The sequence below is a fragment of the Clostridium sp. SM-530-WT-3G genome (assembly GCF_012843905.1).
Taxonomy (GTDB): Bacteria; Bacillota; Clostridia; order Clostridiales; family Clostridiaceae; genus Clostridium.
Genome location: NZ_JABAGC010000105.1, coordinates 1 through 568 on the forward strand (window position 1 = coordinate 1; position 568 = coordinate 568).

Annotated in this window: 1 protein-coding gene and 1 pseudogene; both read right to left on the bottom strand. The window is 27.5% G+C overall.

Going from position 1 to position 568, the window contains the following annotated elements; translation table 11 throughout:
* A partial coding sequence (locus tag HF850_RS15420; RefSeq protein WP_169106291.1) for a helix-turn-helix domain-containing protein occupies positions 1–398 on the bottom strand: 398 nt, incomplete at its 3' end.
* A pseudogene (locus tag HF850_RS15425) lies at positions 361–568 on the bottom strand (IS607 family transposase); the annotation flags it as partial. The gene HF850_RS15420 and the pseudogene HF850_RS15425, both read right to left, overlap by 38 nt.

Genomic DNA, 568 nt, shown 5'->3' on the forward strand with positions numbered 1-568 from the left:
CTTAATGTTATTTTTTCAAGTTTAACAGTTTTATCTGTAAACTGAATTTTATCAGTATCCATATAAAAACTTGGTTTGGATTTTCTTTTGCTTTTAAATTTAGGAAAAGATGATTGACCTTTAAAAAATCTCTTATAAGCTAAACAAGCGTCTTTTATTGCCTGTTTAGTTATATTATTAGAATAATCATTAAGCCATTTATATTCTTCTGTAGATTTTAATTTAGTAAATTCTTTTCTTAAATCATAATCAGATAGAAAAGTACCACCATTTTTATAATTCTCTTGTTCTCGACCTAATGCCCAGTTATAAGCAAAGCGGGCTACGCCTGCCGATTGAAATAGTTTAGACTTTTGCTTATTATTTGGAATCAGCATTATCTTTAATGTCTTTATCATCTTCAATCAACTCCTTAATCATTTTTTTAGCTTTATTAGCTCTCTTGCCTTGAAGTCTACAACTAAAAACAGTTACTATCTGAACTAAATCTTCAACTAATTCTTGTTGTTCTGTTTTTTCAGTATTATCTATTATTTCAATAGTAGTACCAAACTTATTGCAAAGATTC